This window comes from Sporosarcina sp. SAFN-010 (assembly GCF_059415065.1).
The window spans coordinates 102029-116884 of sequence record NZ_JBPFDS010000009.1; the positions used below are offsets into that span (position 1 = coordinate 102029).

Below are 14856 nucleotides of genomic sequence, written 5' to 3' on the forward strand. Positions count from 1 at the left end.
TAGAATATATGAATAGAGTGTGAACAATAAATAATGGTATGATAGACAAAGTTCTAGCAGAAGGGATCGAAGTGTTTATGACTCAGCATAAAGATTTTTTAGACGAAACCGCAGTTCTTGGTCTTCTTTGTCAAGAAGATGGGGATCAGGAAAGGTTTCAAAAAGCTACAATGCTTGCGAAGAAATTAGTGAAAGATGACTACACCATTGCATTTGCGGGTCATTTTTCAGCAGGTAAATCATCGATGATCAATGCACTGACAGGAGAGGATCTGTTGCCATCTAGTCCTATTCCGACAAGCGCAAATATCGTTAAAATACATAAGGATGAAGAGGACTTTGCAATCGTACATCGACAAGATGGGACTTCCGTTAAAGTTATTGGGGAAGGATTCTCACAAGCTGTTAAAAAGATGAGCAAAGAAGGGGCATCCATTGCTTCATTGGAAATTGGACATACAGCATCAAAACTTCCCTTAGGGATTTCTGTGATGGATACACCTGGTGTCGACTCAACAGATGATGCCCACAGGTTGTCGACTGAATCTGCTCTCCATTTAGCAGATGTGGTGTTCTATACGATGGACTACAACCACGTGCAGTCTGAATTGAATTTCCGGTTCACCAAAGAACTGATGCGCTATAATCCGAATGTCTATTTAATCGTCAACCAAATTGACAAACACCGTTCTAATGAGTTGTCATTCGATGAATTCAAGGAATCTGTCCGGCACTCGTTTTCTCTTTGGGGTGTTAAGCCGAAAGGGATTTTTTTTACGTCACTCAAACAGCGTGATTTAGAAGGTAATGACTTTGACGCAGTGAAGGAGATCGTAAATGGCTCGATTGAGCACCGTGATGAACACTTTGATCGGAATGCGCAAAATGCTCTCACGCAGTTAACTGCAGAGCATATTGACTTTTTAAAAGAAGAGATTAAAGAAACAATTGATACTCATCCTGAGATTGCGGATGAAGAATGGTCTGAAACTAATGAACTTGAACTAGAAGCTGAAGAGCTTCACATGCGACTATCACTCATGCAAGGAGATGCTTTCCATCTGCACTTCGAGAAAGAGCGAAAAGAACTTTTACAAAGTGCTACCCTGACTCCTTATGAAACGAGAGAGTTGCTAAAAGAGTATTTAGAGTCGCAAACGAGTCATTTTAAAGTCGGTCTTTTCTTTAGTGCCAAAAAGACACAGGAAGAACGCGATCGGAGACTTCAGACGCTTAGTGAGTCATTAGAAAAGTTAGCCCATACTCAAATTGAGATACATCTTCGATCACTTATGAAAAACGTACTGAAACAAGCTGGCTTGTTAACCGATGAACGATCATTGGAAATCGATGAGATGGATCTGGCATTCCGTTTCAGCGAGATAGCTTCTACTTTGACAACGCCGGATATTTTGACTGGCGAGCTGATTTTAAATGCGGCAAGTCAAATGCGTGAAGCGGTCCTGAACGTTTACAAGAGGAAAACAGATGATTGGAAAGTCCGGGTATCAGATGTGGCGAAGCGTGAAGGAGAGAGTGCTTCCGTACGATTGCAAAAAGAACTTAACGATTTAGAGCTGAAGTTAGCCGCAATCCGCCTCGTCAAATCACGTACTACAAACCTTCAATTATTTGAATCTGGTCAGCAACATGAATGGTCGAAAGAGGAACTAGCCTCATTGGATCGATTAAAAGAAGAATGGAGAGCTCAATCTGAGCCTGAAATCCTCGATGTACAACAACAGCAAGAAACTGAAGTAATCCAGGAGCAAACTAAGCAAGATCTCAGCGTTCAGGAACAAAATGAGGAAATGTTCAATGGGGATCATGAACTCATCGTCAAGCGTGCGCAACAAGTGGCAGATGAAGTAGTTCACATTCCAGGGTTTAAAGAGCTCTCTGTATACTTGAAATCTAAATCGAAAAGGTTGGAACAGCAAGAGTTTACAGTCGCATTGTTTGGAGCGTTCAGTGCAGGGAAATCATCTTTCTCAAATGCGTTGCTTGGCGAAGCGGTATTACCTGTTTCTCCAAATCCGACAACTGCAGCCATTAACCGGATCCGACCGACTTCTGACGTACATGCTGATGGAACGGCGGATATTCACTTTAAAGCGCGTGAGCAATTGACTCAAGATACAGTGGACGCATTCGCAATGCTTGGTTTATCCATTTCAACACTTGAAGAAGCTTTTAAACGTGCAGAAGAAGCATTACAACTAGAACTAGTTGAAGAATCACTTCATATCCATAAATCGTTTATACGTGCATTCCAAGCAGGCTACCCAACATATCGTGATATGCTTGGCACTGTCTTGACTGCCGAGCGAGATGAATTCGTCCGCTTTGTAGCCGAAGAGGAACGCAGTTGTTTTGTCGAGTCAATCGACTTATATTATGACTGCGAACTGACACGCCAAGGGATTACCTTAGTAGATACTCCAGGCGCCGATTCGATAAATGCCCGACATACAGACGTAGCGTTTGAGTATATTAAAAATGCCGATGCGATTTTGTTTATCACTTATTATAATCATGCATTTTCACGCGCGGACCGTGAGTTTTTAATCCAGCTTGGACGTGTGAAAGATGCGTTTGAAATGGACAAGATGTTCTTTGTAGTCAATGCGATCGACTTGGCTGCAAATGAGGAGGAAGCACAGGAAGTAAAAGGATTTGTAGCAGAGGAACTTGTGAAATTCGGAATTCGAAACCCACGCGTTCATGGAATCTCTAGCTTGCAAGCACTTGAAGCAAAGCAACAAGGTGAAACCGAGTCGAAAATGAATGCCTTTGAAACTCGTTTTTATTCGTTTTTAGAAAATGATTTAAATGCATTAGCCGTTCAAGCATTGGATGAAGAGACTACGAAAACGGTCGAACGTCTAGCTGACCTCATTGATCGAACTGAGAAAAATCGTGAGCGGAAAGCAGAACGATTAGAGGAACTTACTGTTTTTGAACAACGTGTAAAGGAACATTATAGTTCAAGTTTTGCACCAGTTCTTAAAAAAGCCGTTGAAGAAGAGTTGAGGGAACTTATTTTCTACATCCATCAACGAGTATTTCTTAGATTCCCCGATTTCTTCAAAGAAGGCTATACACCGTCGTTATTTGTTCGTCACCAAGCTTCAGAAGCACTTCGTTTAGCACTAGAAGAAACCATAGGAATGACAGGCTTTGACTTTGCACAAGAACTTAAAGTGACAAATTTACGAATGCTGACGTTTATGAAGAAACAAGTTGATGCACGACAACGGACTGAACAGCGTTGGCTAGCTGAAATGGATAGTGCGCTGTCTCCTTCTCCGTTCGATTCAAAGGATGCAGAAATGCTAAAATTTGTTGCTCCATTCGAACAGATAGAACGATATAGTGCAGTGAATCGACACTTTAAGAATGCGAAGTCGTTCTTTGAAAAAGGTGATCGGAACGCGCTTCAAGAGCAATTGACAGAACTACTGAAGAAAGATGCTACAACCTATTTAGAGCAAGAACAGCACCGTTTAGGAGAATGGACCAACAATTGGATTGACGATTCTGCAGCCGCATTGACTGATCATTTATTAACAGAAACGTTGGCTCAACTAGAAGGTGAACGGAGTCTTTTGGAAAGTCATGAGCAGCTGTCTGAGTGGCGGACGATCTATGGACAACTTCAACAGAAGGAGCTGGTTTAAGTGAATGTATTCAAATCTATGGTGGCACAAAATAGTGACCAACCGCGTAAATGGATTGATGCACGATTCTCTCTTCAAGATCCTGGAATGGGAGTGAATCTCTATAGTCAAAGTCACATTCAACATGCAATCCATTGGGATCTTGAAAAAGATTTGTCGGATATGCAAAAAAGTGGCGGACGGCATCCTCTACCTGATCACGAAACATTAACTGAGCTATACCGCAAGAGTGGTCTCCATTTGGAGGACGAAATCATCATTTACGATAATGGAGGAGAGCCATTCGCTGCTCGTGCATGGTGGATGTTGCAATATGGAGGATTTAAAAATGTGTACATTTCTCTGGAAGGCTATAAGGAGCTTGTAGAATCTGGCTTTCCAACAGATGCCGGTGTTGTGACTCCTGAACGCTCAACAGTAGAACCAGAGTGGAATGAATCCATTTTAGCGTCAAAAGAAGATGTGAAGAACCTAGTGCAAGCAAATGGTGAGAACTTACTGCTAGATGCAAGGGCAGCCGCACGTTACCGTGGAGAGCATGAACCACTGGATGCAATAGCAGGTCACATTCCAGGAGCACAAAACTTTGACTGGGCCCAGTTAACTAAGAATGGACGCTTTGAAACGTCGGGTGAGGCAGTTAATGGATTAGAAAAGATGGCCAATCATGAACAAGCGATTACCGTCTATTGTGGGAGTGGTGTGACTGCAGCACCTCTTTACGCCATGCTGACGGAAAAAGGGTATTCTAATGTCAGGTTATATGCAGGAAGTTATAGTGATTGGATTTCTGGTGGAGACCTAGCGGTTGAAACAGGAGCTTTTAAAAAGGATGATTCGCTGTGAAGGTAGCATTTATTAGTGATATCCACTCCTCTTTAGACGAATTGAAAATGGTGCTTGAGCAAATTGAAAAGGTAGCTCCGGATGCAAAGATAGTCGGTGTTGGAGATTTGTTCGAATGCACAATTGGTAAGAAAAAACTGGATGGGACGACCTATCCGCTACTCAGCGAGGTCATGCTCAATCCAGTTGGGTTCGAACAACTTCTTGACTTTCCTTCAATCAGAGGGAATCAGGAAGAGCGGATCCTCCTCATTTCCCGGTCAACTGATCCGTTATTGCAAATGATTTCTCAACTACCGGAACGAATGAGAATCGGTGATGCTTTGCTTATTCACGGTCACCAATGGCCGTACAATGAGTTGCCTCCACAAGAGGTGACGCAAGGTGAACCTCTTGTGGTACACGGTCATACACACAAATCATCTTGGACTGTAGAAGGTGAGGAGCAGAAGTTTCAATTCTTTGAGCCGATCGAGCTTCCTCAGAAATCCGTGACGGTAAACGTAGGTTCAGTTGTCGATAACAAAGAATGGGTGTTATATAATGACGGTGAACGAAAAGTGACATTTATGAAAGTTGAATAGGAAGAGATTCATCGCTGCTTATGAATCGCTTGGCGAGCGAGCGCATCTGCTGCCCGATTCGTATCATCTGCAATCCATTTGATGAAAAAGTACTCGAAGTTCTTTGTGAGCTCGAGTACTTTTTTTAAGTGGGGTTTATACAGGTCATTTTTCACGAATTCTTTTTCTACGGCTTGCACCACGAGTTGAGAATCACTTTTGACAGAAAGAATTCCAGACGTTAACTTAGTAGCTTCCTCTAGTCCTCTTATGAGCGCTAGAAACTCCGCTGAATGGTTATCACACGGTGGAATCGGTTCTGAGAGCTTAATGGAGTGACCTTCGCCTGTAATATAAATACCAATCCCGCTTTTTCCGGGGTTTCCTGCACTTGCGCCGTCTGTATATAATTCAATCATGTGAATGCGCCTCCTGTTTAGTTGCATCCTTACGTAAGAAAACTTACAATTACTTTAAGGTCTGATGGGAGTGACTTATGAAAAAAACTACTGTTATTTCTGAAATTGATGAACTACTTGATATGTATTGTGAAGGATGTCTAGTGAAAAAGCATTTGACACAAGAGCGTGGTAAGACGGAAGCACACAAGTTTTGTATACGGGAATGCACTGTGGGCGACCAACTTCGCTTTCTTGGGTCTGAAATGAATAAATTAATGAAATAAGATCCCACTGATTAGATCAGAGGGATCTTTACATATAATGACGAGCGATCATCGGTCGGTCGAAGAAACATTTGCCGCTTGAGGACCACGATTACCTTCTATAATTTCAAAAGAGACATTTTGTCCCTCATCCAGCGTTTTGAATCCTTCTGCTGTGATGCCTGTGAAATGGACGAAAACATCTTGTCCGTCATCCGCTTCAATGAAACCGTACCCTTTTTCATTACTGAACCATTTGACTTTACCGTGGTACATAATTATTCCTCCTCGGCGTTAGATGTCTTCCCATTTAAAACATGGTTAAGTTTACTATACCGCAACCTTTTATGAAGGTCAAACGCACTATCAGATTTTTGGAAAATATAAAAAAGGTGTGATCTTGAAAATGACATACAGTGAACAGTGTGCGATAGTAACGCAAGAAATATACAAAAAATTTGATGCCAGTCATGATTTTGACCATATTTTACGAGTTTTGCAAAATGCCTATGAAATTATGGAAGAAATGGACGGCGTGAATCGGACAGCGGTCGAGTTGGCGGTCTATCTGCATGATGTTGATGATCCAAAGTATGCAGAAGTCACCGGTACTTCCGCTGCGGAAATATTGAAGGACTTAGCTGTGCCGCAAGATCTTACTGAACTCGTATTAGCTACAATTGAATCAGTATCATTCAGCGGTGGCAATTCAAAAGAAATAGATTCTCCTGAAGGTGCCATCGTTCGGGACGCAGATCGATTGGATGCTATCGGAGCTATTGGTATTGCACGCACTTTTGCTTATGGCGGTGCGAAAGGCCGTAAAATATATGACCCGACAGAGAGTATACGCACAAGCATGTCAGAACATGACTACCGATCGAAAAAAACGGCTTCCGTTACACATTTTCATGAAAAATTATTTTTGTTAAAAGATTTAATGGTCACAGAACGAGGAAAACAACTTGCAGAAAATCGTCATCAATTCATGAAACAATTTGTTCGACAATTGGAAATTGAAACAGGTCTATCCTTATAAAGCCGAATGCATAAAAAAACAGGCATCACTCAACGAGGATGCCTGCTTTTCTTAATGCTTCAAAAGCTTGATCGAGCTGTTTTTCACTATCTGCCATCACGGTATGTAAGTGTGTAAAGTCGTCAGATAGAGCAGATAGATAGGCAGCATTCGATGCTGTAATCTTGTCGAGGAATTCTTTCACTTCCATGCGATTCGCAACCATAATTGAGGCAGTTAAGTCACCATATACAGGATGTTCCACCCGAACGTCTTTAACAGTCACACCGTGATCCACGAAAATAGTCAGTTCCTCTTCGGTTTGGTGTGCAGCATGCTGACACACCACAATTCGTTCGATTTGGCCAGCACTTTCGGGGTCATTCATGTATAAATATCCTCTACTTGTTGCAACAATCGGTTCATCCACAGCTTTCAACAAATTAATGTCTCCAACTACTATTTGCCTACTGACTCCTGTGCGTTCGCCGATCTCTTTTCCTGTCATAGGTGTATCGGCTTGTTTCAATAGCTCGAGAATTTGGACTCTACGTGCTTCGCTTGCTGTCTGGTTTGTTGACATGCATCCGTCATCTCCCTTAACTTATCGTTCACTTTTTCTTTCTGAACTCTTTTAATCGTTCATAAATAGCTGCCGATTTTTTCTCTTCACCTGCTAAAACAGGCGTGTAAAATTGGAGGTTAGCGATGGAGTCCGGCAAATACGACTGATTTACCCAACCACCGAAAGAGCCAATCGGGTGATCGTGTGGGTAGATGTATCCGCCATGTCCTAACTTTTCAGCGCCAGCATAATGTGTATCACGCAAATGCATTGGGATATCACCGGTTTTCCCTTGGTGAATCGCAGCAATGGCAGCATCTAATGCCTTGTAAGCGGAGTTGGATTTGGAAGCGAGACACATTTCGATGACAGCATTCGCGAGTGGAATTCGTGCTTCAGGCAACCCCAATCGGATGGCGGCATCCGTTGCAGCAGCTACATGTGGACCGACTTCTGGTGCAGCAAGCCCTACATCTTCATAAGCCATTACAAGCAGCCTGCGATTGACAGAGACCAAATCTCCAACTTCGAGTAAGTGTGCTAAATAATAAAGTGCAGCATCCGTATCGCTGCCTCTGACGGATTTTTGCAAAGCAGATAGCAAATTATAATGATGAGAACCGTTTTTATCACCAAAAACCCCAACTCGTCCAATCAAGTTATCAATCAGCCAATCCTCGATAATGACTTTTCCATCTTCTTCGTCTGATGCAGAAATAAGTGATTCGAGTAATGTTAGTGCTTTACGAGCATCCCCATTGACTCCTTCAGCAATTTTTTCGATTTGCCCATCTGAAATCTCAATTTGCTGCTTCCCAAGTCCACGGGTTTCGTCGTTTAGCGCTCTATCTAGCAAGACGAGTAAATCTTCTTTTTCAAGCCTCTGCAACTGTAGAATTTCACCACATCTGGAGCGGATGGCTGGGTTGACATCATGAAATGGATTTTCTGTTGTTGCACCTATCAATACAACCGATCCATTTTCAACGTGCGGTAAGAGAGTATCTTGCTGGAGTTTGTTAAAACGATGGATTTCATCTAAAAACAAAATGACTTTCCCAGTGATTCTAGCTTCGTCTACAACACGTTCAATATCTTTTTTTCCTGAAGTCGTTGCGTTTAATGGAATGAATGTTAAATCCGTAGAGCCTGCAATCGCGTAGGCAAGAGAAGTTTTTCCAATACCCGGCTCTCCGTAAAGTAACATTGAGGGTACGTGTCCATTTGTAATCATCCGATAAAGCGCCGTGTCTTGGCCGATGACGTGCTGTTGACCAGCAATTTCGTCAATCGTGCGCGGTCGCATTCTAAATGCTAGAGGTTCGTTGTGCATGGTATCCCTACTTCCATTCAAAAGTGTTCTAGAGATAAGTATACATGTGCAGTAGCTTGAAGTCATTTCAAGGAAGCCGAGTGTTCGAATATGATATACTATCGGAAGCAATTTCAAAAAAAGGGACGATGTCTTATGAGAATATCAACAAAAGGAAGATACGGACTAACCATTATTGTCGAACTTGGCAAACGATACGGAGAAGGTCCAGTTCCGTTACGGAAAATAGCGGAAGAACAGACACTGTCAGAAGCGTATTTGGAACAACTTATCCCATTGCTTCGAAATGGTGGTCTGGTGAAGAGTATCAGAGGGGCTTATGGTGGGTACAAACTGTCAAAAGAACCTTGTGAAATGACGGCAGGGGATGTCATCCGTCTTCTTGAAGGTCCGATCCAACTAGTAGAAGGACTTGAAGAATCTGATATTCCACAACAATCGCTTTGGATGAAAATCAGCGAGGCTGTTCGGGAAGTACTAGACACAACAACAATCGAGGACTTAATACAATCTGAAAGAAACCAACCTAAATCAGACGGTTATATGTTTTATATTTAAAGGAGTTAAAAGCATGAAAACACCTATCTATTTAGATCACGCAGCGACAACACCTATACGGCCTGAAGTCGCAGATATATATATGGAAACGATGCAAACAGTTCCTGGAAACCCTTCCAGTGTACACAGTCATGGGAGAGCTGCGAGAAAGAGTGTGGACGATGCGCGGCAACAACTTGCTCGCTCAATTCATGCTGAACCGAGTGAAATCATTTTAACTTCAGGTGGGACGGAAGCGGATAACTTGGCCGTCACTGGAACTGCAATGAGTAGAAGACATCTCGGAAAACATATTATTACCACGACGATTGAGCACCATGCGGTATTAACAACGTGTGAAGCGCTTGAAAAAAGTGGGTTTGACGTGACGTATTTGCCGGTGGACCGCAATGGGCAAGTGACTGTTCAACAAGTTACTGAAGCACTGCGTGAGGATACAATCCTCGTTACAATCATGTATGGCAATAACGAAGTGGGCACAATTCAACCAATCGGAGAAATAGGCGAACTGTTAAAAGATCATCAAACACTGTTCCATACAGATGCTGTCCAAGCTTATGGAGTTCTTCCTATCAATGTGAACGAGTTACATGTTGACTTATTGTCGGTTTCATCCCACAAAGTGAACGGTCCGAAAGGCGTTGGTTTCCTTTATCAGCGTAAAGGGGTAGACTCCTTTCCAATTATGCATGGAGGTTCACAGGAACGTAAACGTAGGGCGGGAACTGAAAATGTTCCTGCAATCGTTGCATTCGCAAAAGCTGTCCAACTTTCTGCTGATGAACAACTTGAAAATGCGGTACGCTATACGTCGTATCAAACGATTATGAGGGAATCGTTCCAACAGTCGGCGGTAGCATATGAACCGACTATTGAAGAAGGGACGCCAGTGCTTCCACATATTTTCAATGTTTACCTTCCGGGAACAGATATTGAATCTTTGCTCGTCAATTTAGATTTAGAAGGCGTATCCGTGTCCAGCGGTTCTGCTTGTACAGCAGGTTCATTAGAGCCTTCTCACGTTTTGCTTGCGATGTTCGGAGAAAAATCACCACGTCTTAGAAGTTCTGTCCGTTTCAGTTTTGGATATGGTTTATCAGAAGAAGATATACAACAAGCGGCTGAACGGATCGCACTCATCGTCAAACGTACAGTGAAATAACACCTAAAAGGAATGAATGATAAATGAGAATAGATAAAGCAAAAAAAGATACAAGAGTCGTAGTAGGGATGTCAGGTGGCGTAGACTCGTCTGTCGCTGCCTATCTGTTGAAGCAAGAAGGCTATGAAGTCATAGGGATCTTTATGAAAAACTGGGATGACACGGATGAGTTTGGTGTTTGCACAGCAACCGAGGATTACGAAGATGTCATTAGCGTATGTAACCAAATTGGTATTCCTTATTATGCAGTCAATTTTGAACAACAATATTGGGATAAAGTATTTACGTACTTTTTGGATGAATACAAAGCAGGTAGAACGCCGAATCCAGATGTAATGTGTAACAAAGAAATTAAGTTCAAAGCATTTTTAGAGCATGCGATGAATCTTGGGGCAGACTTCCTAGCAACAGGACACTACGCCCGGATTGCTGAAACGGAAGATGGCGTTGCTATGCTTCGTGGTGTAGATACGAATAAGGATCAGACGTATTTCTTGAACCAACTGAACCAAGAACAATTGTCTAAAGTTATGTTTCCAATCGGTGACATGGAAAAGAGTCGTGTTCGTGAAATTGCGGAAGAAGCAGGTCTTGCTACGGCTAAGAAAAAAGACTCTACAGGTATTTGTTTCATTGGGGAAAGAAACTTCAAAGAGTTTCTCTCTAATTATTTACCAGCTCAACAAGGTGATATGAAAACGATGACGGGTGAGAAACAAGGTCGTCACGACGGGTTGATGTATTATACAATCGGACAACGTCACGGTCTTGGTATCGGCGGTTCTGGAGAGCCTTGGTTCGTGATTGGGAAAGATCTTAAATCCAATACATTATTGGTTGGACAAGGCTTCCACCACGATGCGCTCTATTCGGAAAGTTTAACAGCGACTGAAGTGAGTTTCACAACTGCACGGACTTTACCTGAAGAGTTCAAATGCACAGCTAAATTCAGATACCGCCAAGCAGATACGGGTGTCTCTGTTAAAATGACAGGACCGACAACTGCTGAAGTTGTATTTGACACTCCGGTACGTGCAATTACACCAGGTCAAGCTGTCGTCTTTTACGATGGCGATGAATGCCTTGGCGGGGGAACCATCGATACAGTCATTAAAAATGGAAAAACACTCGACTATGTCGGATAAGGGAGAACTAAAAATGGGACACAATGAACAAGCGATAGAAGCATTACAAGCAGGGAACTTTGAAAAAGCAGTGGAAGAATTCATTAAAGCAGCAGAAGAATCTCCTGACGATCCGGTCGGTTATGTAAATGTCGGGAACGTATTCGCATCCATTGGGGATATTGAAAAAGCAGAACCGTTTTTCCAAAAAGCACTCACGCTAGACGGCGAAATGGGAACAGCCTATTACGGGTTAGCCAACCTTTACTTTAACCAAGATCGTTATGACGAAGCAACAACGCTCTACGAAAAAGCAATTTCATGCGGTGTTCAAGAAGCAGACGCCTATTTCATGTTAGGGAAAAGTTTGGAAAGAGCAGAAAAAGGTCGCTTGGCACTACCTTATTTACAAAGGGCGCTTGAACTAGCTCCTGAAGATCTTGAAATTCGCCTGTCTTATGGGATTTTGCTAGCGAACGAAGGTGTCTATGATCTAGCTGAAGACCAATTCAAATCGATCATAGAAGAAGAACCAGAGAACTCTGACGCTCACTTTAACCTAGGGTTCTTATATGCAGTTTCTACAGAAGACAAAGATCAGGCTCTACATCATTTAGAACGTGCATACACGATTGACCCAGAACATGTCCAGGCCAGATATATCTACGACATGATTCAAATGGGGGAAGAAAACGAATCCGCTGACGAGTGAGGTGACGCTAGACTATGGAAAAAACCGATTCAGCAGTTCAAGAAGAACCTTTTTTAATTGGCAGAGCGGTCGTGACGATTTTCCATAACCCTGATAGTTTGTTTACGATTGCTAAACTGAAAGTGCGGAAAACAAATTGTTCGTTTGAAGGAAAAGAAATTGTCGTCAAAGGGAACTTTCCAAAACTATCCGAAGAAGAAGAGTATCGGTTTACGGGGAGACTCATAAATCACGCAACATATGGTCAGCAATTTGATGTAAAAACGTTTCAAAAAGAATTGCCTGCAACTGAAACAGGGTTAATCCACTACCTTTCAGGAGATATGTTTCCTGGGATTGGGCGGAAAACTGCTGAAACGATTATCAACCATCTCGGTCCTGATGCGATTCGTAAGATAATGGAAAACGAAGGTGTCTTGGATGAAATTCCTCGCCTCAACGCGGAAAAGAAAGAGACGCTCGTTTCTGTCCTCCGGGATAATCTCGGCTTGGAACGGACCATCGTCAAATTAAATGAGTGGGGATTTGGACCTCAAGTTGCAATGAGGATTTATCAAACGTATAGGGAAGAGACGATTGAAAAGCTGACTGAGAACCCTTACCGTCTCATTGAAGATGTGGAAGGGGTCGGATTTCAGCGAGCGGACGAACTCGGAAGGCAACTAGGAATTACAGGTACACATACATCGCGGATCCAGGCTGCGATCCTGCATACGATCAATACTGGGATTCTATCGAGTGGTCATGTGTACTTGGAAGCCGTTCAAGTGTTACCGGAAGTCAAACGGTTGTTGGAATCCAGTCAACCTGAGGAAATCCCTTTCAAATTAATATCCACCGCCATAATTGAACTAGTAGAGGAAAGCCGGTTGAGTGCAGAACAGCGTAAACTCTATTTACCCTCATTGTATTTTTCAGAACTAGGAATCGCTTCGAAAATGGAACGGATTTTGGATCAAGATCGGGAAAATACATTCCCGTCTTCAGAAATAAGAAAAGCAATTGGTGAAACGGAAGAACATCTAGAAGTCAACTATGCGGAAACGCAAATTGCTGCGATTGAACAAGCCCTCAATTCTCCGGCTATGATATTAACGGGTGGGCCCGGGACCGGTAAAACTACTGTAGTAAGAGGTCTTGTTGAAGTTTACGCAGAGTTACATGGCCTGACACTCGATCCGAAAGAGTACGCGAAAAAAGAAGAGCCATTTCCGATCATTTTGGCGGCTCCTACAGGGCGTGCGGCGAAAAGGCTCTCTGAATCCACTGGACTGCCCGCGATGACGATACATCGACTTCTCGGCTTTACGGGGCAAGAGAAAGAAGAAGAAACCGAGCGAGAAATCAAAGCTAGACTTGTTATTATTGATGAGGCGTCGATGCTCGATACGTGGCTTGCCCATCAGCTTTTGAAAGCAATCGATGATGACGCTCAGATCCTGTTTGTCGGAGACCAGGATCAGCTTCCTTCTGTTGGTCCTGGTCAAGTGTTACGTGACTTTTTAGAGTCAGGAACAATTCCCGTCGTCGAGCTGACTGAAATTTATCGGCAAAGTGCGGGATCTACAATCATTGAACTGGCTCACGCTATCAAAAAGTCCGAACCACTTGGCGATTTGGCGATGAAAACATCAGATCGCTCATTCATCCGTACTGATGCAGACCAAGTAACAACAGTTGTAAGCCAGATTGTTAAAAATGCGTTAACGAAAGGTCAAGCCATTAAAGATATTCAAGTGCTTGCCCCTATGTACAAAGGTCCTGCGGGTATCGATGCGTTAAACACCATGATTCAGGAGATGGTGAATCCAGCTTCTGCAGGTCGCAAGGAAGTCACATTCGGAGATATTATTTACCGAATTGGCGACCGCGTGCTTCAACTCGTCAATCAGCCTGAAAGTAATGTGTTCAATGGTGATATGGGTGAAGTGATTGCAATCTTAAAAGCCAAGGAAACAATCGAGAAAAAAGATCTGATGGTTGTCTCGTTTGATGGGATTGAAGTGACATATGAACGGTCGGATCTGAATCAGCTAACTCTGGCTTACTGTTGTTCTATCCATAAGTCACAGGGTAGTGAATTTCCTACGGTTATCATGCCTGTTGTTCGTAGCCATCGGAAAATGTTACGTCGCAATTTGCTTTACACAGGGATTACTCGAGCCAAAAACTTTCTTATTCTATGCGGTAGTCCAAACGAATTTGCGGAAGGCATCGCCCGGATGGACGAGCGTGAACGGCAGACTACTCTTAAAGAACGGCTGCGCGGTGAAAGCTTGGAGTCTGTTGCATCCGAGTCACCTAAAACTGAGACAACTATCTCTGCTCGAGTAGAATCGCCTAATACATCGGATGCTTTGACTGGTGCATCCACTCAAACAGATCCAGCTGTTGCAACCTCGGAAGTTGTCCAAACCCATAAGGAACTGCCGCATATCCTATCAATTGAAACGATATTAGATGTGGACCCAATGGTGGGGATGAATGGTGAGAGCCCCTATGATTTTATGGGAAGTGTGGATTGACAACACTTTCCGACTTCCTTATAATCCAAGTATAGCTTGAATACAAAACACATTGATGGAGAAAGTATGCATGATGGCGTGTGGAAAGAGAGGTTCCCCTTGGCTG

Annotated in this window: 14 protein-coding genes and 1 other annotated feature (1 of these 15 running past the window's edge); of the genes, 10 read left to right on the forward strand and 4 right to left on the reverse strand. The window is 42.9% G+C overall.

The annotated features are described in order from the left end of the window. The first annotated feature begins 77 nt into the window (after nt 1-77). Genes ACR65F_RS11705 through ACR65F_RS11715 form a run of 3 tightly spaced genes read left to right on the forward strand, consistent with a single transcriptional unit; the run spans nt 78 to nt 5110 of the window. A complete protein-coding gene (locus ACR65F_RS11705) occupies nt 78-3680 on the forward strand; it encodes a dynamin family protein (protein ID WP_440504499.1) in 3603 nt (1200 codons plus the stop codon). Further along, nucleotides 3681-4526 (forward strand): sulfurtransferase, encoded by an 846-nt coding sequence (locus tag ACR65F_RS11710; protein ID WP_440504500.1) that lies wholly within the window; start codon nt 3681-3683, stop codon nt 4524-4526. Beyond that, nucleotides 4523-5110 (forward strand): metallophosphoesterase family protein, encoded by a 588-nt coding sequence (locus ACR65F_RS11715; protein WP_039041744.1) that lies wholly within the window; start codon nt 4523-4525, stop codon nt 5108-5110. Before ACR65F_RS11710 ends, ACR65F_RS11715 begins: the two co-directional genes overlap by 4 nt. Nucleotides 5111-5118: 8 nt before the next feature. Here the strand turns inward: ACR65F_RS11715 and ACR65F_RS11720 are convergent, their stop codons facing one another. After that, the gene (locus tag ACR65F_RS11720) at nt 5119-5508 is read right to left on the reverse strand and encodes a ribonuclease HI family protein (protein ID WP_039041743.1); all 390 of its coding nucleotides are present in this window, start codon (nt 5506-5508) and stop codon (nt 5119-5121) included. Between the two features lie 77 nt (nt 5509-5585). Between ACR65F_RS11720 and ACR65F_RS11725 the strand changes: the two genes are divergently transcribed. After that, nucleotides 5586-5774, forward strand: coding sequence for a zinc-finger domain-containing protein (locus ACR65F_RS11725; protein WP_039041742.1), 189 nt, complete (start codon nt 5586-5588; stop codon nt 5772-5774). A gap of 48 nt (nt 5775-5822) precedes the next feature. Here ACR65F_RS11725 and ACR65F_RS11730 read toward each other — a convergent pair whose 3' ends face one another. Then, a complete protein-coding gene (locus ACR65F_RS11730) occupies nt 5823-6029 on the reverse strand; it encodes a cold-shock protein (RefSeq protein WP_039041741.1) in 207 nt (68 codons plus the stop codon). Nucleotides 6030-6159: 130 nt separating this feature from the next. Here ACR65F_RS11730 and ACR65F_RS11735 point away from each other — a divergent pair, with 130 nt between their 5' ends. After that, nucleotides 6160-6792, forward strand: a complete 633-nt coding sequence (locus ACR65F_RS11735; protein ID WP_440504501.1) for an HD domain-containing protein — start codon at nt 6160-6162, stop codon at nt 6790-6792. A gap of 25 nt (nt 6793-6817) precedes the next feature. Here the strand turns inward: ACR65F_RS11735 and ACR65F_RS11740 are convergent, their stop codons facing one another. Both ACR65F_RS11740 and ACR65F_RS11745 read right to left on the reverse strand, forming a co-directional pair. Further along, nucleotides 6818-7354: a transcription repressor NadR gene (locus ACR65F_RS11740; protein WP_440504502.1), complete on the reverse strand. Its 537-nt coding sequence runs from the start codon at nt 7352-7354 to the stop codon at nt 6818-6820. 28 nt (nt 7355-7382) lie between these two features. Further along, entirely contained in the window at nt 7383-8669 is a 1287-nt protein-coding gene (locus ACR65F_RS11745) for a replication-associated recombination protein A (RefSeq protein WP_440504503.1), read from the reverse strand. A gap of 135 nt (nt 8670-8804) precedes the next feature. Between ACR65F_RS11745 and cymR the strand changes: the two genes are divergently transcribed. From cymR to recD2, 5 genes are read left to right on the forward strand one after another with little or no spacing between them, the layout of a single operon-like run. Beyond that, entirely contained in the window at nt 8805-9227 is a 423-nt protein-coding gene (cymR, locus tag ACR65F_RS11750; RefSeq protein WP_039041737.1) for a cysteine metabolism transcriptional regulator CymR, read from the forward strand. A 13-nt stretch (nt 9228-9240) separates the two neighbouring features. Next, nucleotides 9241-10389, forward strand: coding sequence for a cysteine desulfurase family protein (locus ACR65F_RS11755; RefSeq protein ID WP_039041736.1), 1149 nt, complete (start codon nt 9241-9243; stop codon nt 10387-10389). A 23-nt stretch (nt 10390-10412) separates the two neighbouring features. Continuing rightward, the gene (gene mnmA, locus ACR65F_RS11760; RefSeq protein WP_052245727.1) at nt 10413-11534 is read left to right on the forward strand and encodes a tRNA 2-thiouridine(34) synthase MnmA; all 1122 of its coding nucleotides are present in this window, start codon (nt 10413-10415) and stop codon (nt 11532-11534) included. A 13-nt stretch (nt 11535-11547) separates the two neighbouring features. Further along, a complete protein-coding gene (locus tag ACR65F_RS11765) occupies nt 11548-12225 on the forward strand; it encodes a tetratricopeptide repeat protein (protein WP_039041735.1) in 678 nt (225 codons plus the stop codon). A gap of 14 nt (nt 12226-12239) precedes the next feature. Continuing rightward, nucleotides 12240-14750, forward strand: a complete 2511-nt coding sequence (gene recD2 / locus ACR65F_RS11770; protein WP_440504504.1) for an SF1B family DNA helicase RecD2 — start codon at nt 12240-12242, stop codon at nt 14748-14750. A 43-nt stretch (nt 14751-14793) separates the two neighbouring features. After that, nucleotides 14794-14856, forward strand: a binding site (T-box leader) (it continues 144 nt past the right edge of the window).

Excerpts from the sequence above, each read along its gene's own strand:
- ACR65F_RS11705 (WP_440504499.1), top strand. The coding sequence starts at position 78 with ATGACTCAGCATAAAGATTTTTTAGACGAAACCGCAGTTCTTGGTCTT.
- ACR65F_RS11720 (WP_039041743.1), bottom strand. The coding sequence starts at position 5,508 with ATGATTGAATTATATACAGACGGCGCAAGTGCAGGAAACCCCGGAAAA.
- ACR65F_RS11725 (WP_039041742.1), top strand. The coding sequence starts at position 5,586 with ATGAAAAAAACTACTGTTATTTCTGAAATTGATGAACTACTTGATATG.
- ACR65F_RS11730 (WP_039041741.1), bottom strand. The coding sequence starts at position 6,029 with ATGTACCACGGTAAAGTCAAATGGTTCAGTAATGAAAAAGGGTACGGT.
- ACR65F_RS11735 (WP_440504501.1), top strand. The coding sequence starts at position 6,160 with ATGACATACAGTGAACAGTGTGCGATAGTAACGCAAGAAATATACAAA.
- ACR65F_RS11740 (WP_440504502.1), bottom strand. The coding sequence starts at position 7,354 with ATGTCAACAAACCAGACAGCAAGCGAAGCACGTAGAGTCCAAATTCTC.
- ACR65F_RS11745 (WP_440504503.1), bottom strand. The coding sequence starts at position 8,669 with ATGCACAACGAACCTCTAGCATTTAGAATGCGACCGCGCACGATTGAC.
- cymR (WP_039041737.1), top strand. The coding sequence starts at position 8,805 with ATGAGAATATCAACAAAAGGAAGATACGGACTAACCATTATTGTCGAA.
- ACR65F_RS11755 (WP_039041736.1), top strand. The coding sequence starts at position 9,241 with ATGAAAACACCTATCTATTTAGATCACGCAGCGACAACACCTATACGG.
- mnmA (WP_052245727.1), top strand. The coding sequence starts at position 10,413 with ATGAGAATAGATAAAGCAAAAAAAGATACAAGAGTCGTAGTAGGGATG.
- ACR65F_RS11765 (WP_039041735.1), top strand. The coding sequence starts at position 11,548 with ATGGGACACAATGAACAAGCGATAGAAGCATTACAAGCAGGGAACTTT.
- recD2 (WP_440504504.1), top strand. The coding sequence starts at position 12,240 with ATGGAAAAAACCGATTCAGCAGTTCAAGAAGAACCTTTTTTAATTGGC.